This window comes from Kineococcus sp. G2 (genome assembly GCF_037154035.1).
Lineage (GTDB): Bacteria > Actinomycetota > Actinomycetes > Actinomycetales > Kineococcaceae > Kineococcus.
Window position 1 is genome coordinate 1 of the sequence record NZ_JBBBEM010000144.1, and the last position, 5,451, is coordinate 5,451.

Consider the following 5,451-nt stretch of genomic DNA (forward strand, 5'->3'; position numbering starts at 1 on the left):
AACCCGGCGTTCCTCGCCGAGCACCCCACCGCCGTGCAGGACTTCCTGCGCGCACAGCTGCGCGCCTACGCGCACTGCACCGAGCGCGCCGCCGAGTGCGTCGCCCTGGCGGCGGAGCGCTCGCAGGTCGGATACGACACCGAGCACAACGAGCGGGTGTGGAGCACCGAGACGCAGTTGGTGGCCGGCTCCCAGCCCGCCGGGCAGCCGCTGGGCGGCATCGACGCGGCCACCGTGCGCGCCGAGGCGGACCTCCTGCTCCGGATGGGGCAGATCGACGCGGTGCCGGACGTCGACGCCCTCGTCGACGAGGACGTCGTGGCCTCCCTCTACGACGGCGGGCGGCTCGTCTGGCCCGCTCCCTGACCGCGGGCGGCGGGCGCCCGACGCCGTAGCATGGCCGGGCCATGTCGAGCCCCTCCAGCCGGCCCGGGCGCCCGCAGCGCGGGCGCCGCCGTCCCTCCCGCTCCCCGCGTTCCGGCCCCGGCGCCCCGGCGCCGCGCCAGCTGCCCGACGACCCGCGCGCCGCGCAGCTCGCCGAGCGCCTGCAGCGGGTGCTGCTGCGCGACGAGGACCGCCTGCGCCGCCGGATGGCCGTGCTGGCCCGTTCCGGCGACGCCGAGGCGCTGCGCCGCGGCCTGGACGACGTGGAGGCGCAGACGGCCGCCGCCGAGGAGCGCGCCCGGCGCCGCGACGCCGCCGTGCCCGAGGTGCGCTACCCGCCCGAGCTGCCGGTCAGCCAGGAGAAGGACCGCATCGCGCAGGCGCTGCGCGAGCACCAGGTCGTCGTGGTGGCGGGGGAGACCGGCTCCGGCAAGACCACCCAGCTGCCGAAGATCTGCCTGGAGGTCGGGCGCGGGCGGCGCGGGCGCATCGGGCACACCCAGCCGCGGCGCATCGCCGCCCGCGCCGTGGCCGAGCGCGTCGCCGAGGAGCTGGGCGGCGAGGTCGGTGGCCTGGTCGGCTACGCGGTGCGCTTCACCGACAGCGTCGGCGAGGACAGCGTCGTGAAGGTCATGACCGACGGCATCCTGCTGGCGGAGATCCAGCGCGACCCGGACCTGCTGCAGTACGACACCCTCATCGTCGACGAGGCGCACGAGCGCAGCCTGACCATCGACTTCCTGCTCGGGTACCTGGCGCAGCTGCTGCCGCGCCGGCCGGAGCTGAAGCTCGTCATCACCTCCGCCACCATCGAGACCGGGCGGTTCTCGCAGCACTTCGGCGGTGCGCCGGTGCTGGAGGTCTCCGGGCGCACCTACCCGGTGGAGGTGCGCTACCGGCCGCTGGCCGCGGACGAGCTCGCGCAGGAGCTGGCCGGGGAGCTGGACGACGACGCCGGCGAGGCCCTCGACGTCGACGAACCGCCCGTGCCCGGGGACGACCGCGACCAGACCGAGGGGATCCTCGACGCGGTGCGCGAGCTGGCCGCCGAGGGCCCCGGGGACGTGCTGGTGTTCCTGCCCGGCGAGCGGGAGATCCGCGACACCGCCGACGCCCTGGGCGAGCTGCTGCGCGAGCGGGAGTTCCGCGACACCGAGGTGCTGCCGCTGTTCGCCCGGCTGAGCGCCGAGGAGCAGCACCGGGTCTTCCGCCCGCACCGCGGCCGGCGGATCGTGCTGTCCACCAACGTCGCCGAGACGTCCCTGACCGTGCCGGGGATCCGCTACGTCGTCGACGCCGGCACCGCCCGCGTCTCCCGGTACAGCCACCGCACGAAGGTGCAGCGCCTGCCGGTGGAGAAGGTCTCGCAGGCCTCCGCGAACCAGCGCGCCGGCCGGTGCGGGCGCGTCGCGGACGGCATCTGCATCCGGCTGTACTCGCAGGCCGACTTCGAGTCGCGCCCGCAGTACACCGACCCGGAGATCCTGCGCACCAACCTCGCCGCGGTCATCCTGCAGATGACCTCCCTGGGGCTGGGGGACATCGCCGCCTTCCCGTTCCTCGAGCCGCCGGAGCCGCGCGCCGTCGCCGACGGCCTGGCGCTGCTGACCGAGCTGGGCGCCCTGGAACCCGCGCGTGAGGGTCAGCGCGGGGTTCCGCGCCTGACGCGCACCGGCCGCGACCTGGCCCGCCTGCCCATCGACCCGCGGCTGGGCCGCATGGTGCTGGAGGCCCGCCGGAACTCCTGCCTGCACGACGTCCTCGTCGTCGTGGCGGCGCTGTCCGTGCAGGACCCGCGTGAGCGGCCCCTGGAGCAGCGCGAGCGCGCCGCCCAGCTGCACGCGCGCTTCCGGCACGAGCGCTCCGACTTCCTCACCTACCTGAACCTGTGGAACTACCTGCAGCACCTGCAGCGGGAGCTGTCCTCCTCGGCGTTCCGGCGGCGGGTGAAGGCCGAGATGCTGCACTTCCTGCGCATCCGCGAGTGGCAGGACACCTACCACCAGCTGCGGCGCGTCACGCGCGACCTCGGGCTGGAGGTGCAGGTGCCGGCCCTCGAGGCGCCCGCCGAGGGCGAGGAGGTGCCGCCGCCCGCGTACGACGCGGACGCGGTGCACCGGTCCCTGCTGGCGGGCCTGCTCGGCAACATCGGCCTGAAGGTCGAGCAGGAGGACAAGCGCGACGCCCGCCGCGGCCGCGGGGACGACGCGCGCCGCGGCCGCGGCGACGGACCCCGCCAGCAGGAGTACCTCGGTGCCCGCGGCGCGCGGTTCGCGCTCTCGCCCGGCTCGTCCCTCGGCCGCCGGTCCCCGGACTGGGTGGTCGCCGGTGAGCTGGTGGAGACCTCCCGGTTGTGGGCGCGCGTGGTCGCCGCGATCGACCCGCGCTGGATCGAGCCGCTGGCCGAGCACGTGGTCAAGCGCCAGTACTCGGAACCGCGCTGGTCGCGCAAGCGCGCCGCGGTCGTCGCCACCGAGCGCGTCACCCTGTACGGGGTGCCGATCGTCGCCGGGCGCACCGTCGCCTACGGCGGCATCGACCCCGAGCTCTCGCGCGAGCTGTTCCTCCGGCACGCGCTGGTGGAGGGGGACTTCGAGACCCGCCACGAGTTCTTCGCCCGCAACCGCGAACTGCTCGAGGAGGCCGAGGAGCTGGAGCACCGGGCGCGCCGGCGCGACATCGTCGTCGACGACGAGGTGCTGTTCGCCTTCTACGACGCGCGGGTGCCCGCCGACGTCGTCTCCGGCCGCCACTTCGACGCCTGGTGGAAGCAGGCTCGCCGCACCGACCCGGACCTGCTGACCTTCGACCCGGAGATGCTGGTGGCCGGCGACGCCGGTGTCAGCGAGGAGGAGTTCCCCGCGGTGTGGCGCCAGGGGGACGTCGAGCTGCCCCTGACGTACGTGTTCGAGCCGGGCTCGCCGCGCGACGGCCTGACGGTGGACGTGCCCCTGGAGGTCGTCAACCGGTTCGACGAGCGGGACCTGGCCTGGCAGGTCCCCGGGTTCCGGCACGAGATGGTCACCGCGCTGCTGCGGGCGCTGCCCAAGCAGCTGCGCAAGAACCTCGCCCCGGCCCCGGACAAGGCCGCCCGCTTCCTGGAGCGGGTGGTGCCGCGGCAGCGTCCCTTCTGGGAGGCGTTCGAGGACGAGGTGCCGCGCCTGGGCGACGGCACGGAGATCTACTACGAGGACGTCGACCTCGCCAAGGTGCCCGCGCACCTGCTGCCGACGTTCCGGATCACCGCCGCCGACGGCTCCGTGCTCGCCGAGGGCAAGGACTTCGCCCGGCTGCGCGAGCAGGTGTCCACGCAGGTGCGGGCCACGATCGAGGAGGCCTCCGACGAGCTGCGGCGCACCGGCGTCACCTCCTGGCCGGCCGACCCCGGCCCGGGCGGCCTGCCGCCGCGGATCCCCACCACGCACACCACCGTGCGCCGCGGCAGTGACGTCGTCTCCTTCCCCGCGCTGGTGGACGAGGGCACCGCGGTGGGGTTGCGCACCTTCGCCACCGAGCTGGAGGCCGCCCGGGCGCACCGGGAGGGCACCGTGCGGCTGCTGCTGCTCGTGCTGCCCTCGCCGCTGCGGACCGTGCAGTCCGGCCTGCCCAACGACGCGAAGCTGCTGCTGGCCCGCGCCCCGCACGGCAGCGCCGCCGCCGTGCTCGAGGACTGCCTGCGCGCGGCCGTGGAGGAGCGGCTGGACACAGCTGGCGGCCCGGTGCGCGACGCCGCGGGGTTCGCCCGCCTGAGCGAGCAGGTCGGCCGCGGGCTGCTCTCGAGCACCACCGAGGTCGTCGACCGCGCGCTGCGGGTGCTGCGCTCGGCCGCGCAGGTCGAGCGGGAGCTCTCCCGCACCACCAGCCTCGCGCTGGTGCCCACGCTGGCCGACGTGCGTGAGCAGTTCACCGGCCTGGTGCACGCCGGGTTCGTCACGAAGGCCGGTGCCCGACGGCTGCCGGACCTGCTGCGCTACCTGCAGGGGATCGTGCGGCGCCTGCAGACGGCGCCGGAGAACCCGCAGCGCGACCGGGTGCGGATGGCCGAGTTCGCCCGGGTGCGCGACGAGCACGCCGCGCACCTGCGCCGGGCCGGGGCCGTGGTGCCGCCGGAGCTGGAGCGGGTGAGGTGGATGCTGGAGGAGCTGCGGCTGCAGAAGTTCTCCCAGCCGGTGCCCACCTCGGGTCCCGTCAGCGACGAGCGGATTCTCAAGGCCCTCGCCGAGCTGGGCTGACGCGTCCGGGCCCGCCCACCCAGGCGCGTGATCCGCTGCACTGCAGCGGATGTCCTCTTGCACTCGTGGCCGCAGAGTGCTACCACTGGTGGTGCGGGTACCGGGCGGGGCCCGGACCGCGTGAAACGCAGTCGCATCTGGTGTACGCACTGGAGGTGGTGGTTGTGTTGATGCGCACCGACCCGTTCCGCGAGCTCGACCGCTTCGCCCAGCAGGTGCTGGGCACGACTGCCCGGCCGGCGGCGATGCCGATGGACGCCTGGCGCAGCGGTGACGAGTTCGTGGTGGAGTTCGACCTGCCGGGTGTGGACCCGGCCAGCGTCGAGCTGGACGTGGAGCGCAACGTCCTGACCGTCAAGGCGCAGCGCCCGGTCAACGAGGGCACCGAGGAGATGATCGCGGCCGAGCGCCCGCGCGGCGTGTTCAGCCGGCAGCTCATCCTCGGCGACAACCTCGACACGGAGAAGATCAAGGCCTCCTACCACGCCGGCGTGCTGACGCTGCGCGTGCCGGTGGCCGAGCGGGCCAAGCCGCGTCGCATCGCCGTGGAGACCGTGGAGGACAAGCAGGCCATCGGCGCCTGACGCGCCCTGGCGATCCGCGCCGGAGGTCGTCGTGACCGGACGAGTCGAGGCCGGCCCGTCGCGCGAGCACGAGGCGTTCTGCGAACTGCTCGGCGCGGACCCCGAGTGGGTCCGCGCGGAGTTCGAGGCGCTCGTGGCGGCGGTCTGGCGGGGAGGAGGTGCGCAGGAGGCGGACAGCGGCGTCGACGCCCCCCGGCCCGGTGCCGGGCGCCCGGTGCCGCGCACGCGGCGGCCCGCGCCGCTGCGCCGCG

The 5,451-nt window shown here is 75.1% G+C and carries 3 protein-coding genes and 1 pseudogene; all 4 read left to right on the forward strand.

Going from position 1 to position 5,451, the window contains the following annotated elements:
• Positions 1 to 366, forward strand: a pseudogene (locus V9U69_RS19110) (ABC transporter substrate-binding protein); the annotation flags it as partial.
• 41 nt (positions 367 to 407) lie between these two features.
• On the forward strand, positions 408 to 4,616 hold the full coding sequence (hrpA, locus tag V9U69_RS19115; RefSeq protein ID WP_337063489.1) for an ATP-dependent RNA helicase HrpA: 4,209 nt from the start codon (positions 408 to 410) through the stop codon (positions 4,614 to 4,616).
• 164 nt (positions 4,617 to 4,780) lie between these two features.
• Positions 4,781 to 5,200, forward strand: a complete 420-nt coding sequence (locus V9U69_RS19120) for an Hsp20/alpha crystallin family protein (RefSeq protein ID WP_442907837.1) — start codon at positions 4,781 to 4,783, stop codon at positions 5,198 to 5,200.
• Between the two features lie 31 nt (positions 5,201 to 5,231).
• Positions 5,232 to 5,451 (forward strand): hypothetical protein (locus V9U69_RS19125; RefSeq protein WP_337063492.1); only part of this gene is annotated, 220 nt, incomplete at its 3' end.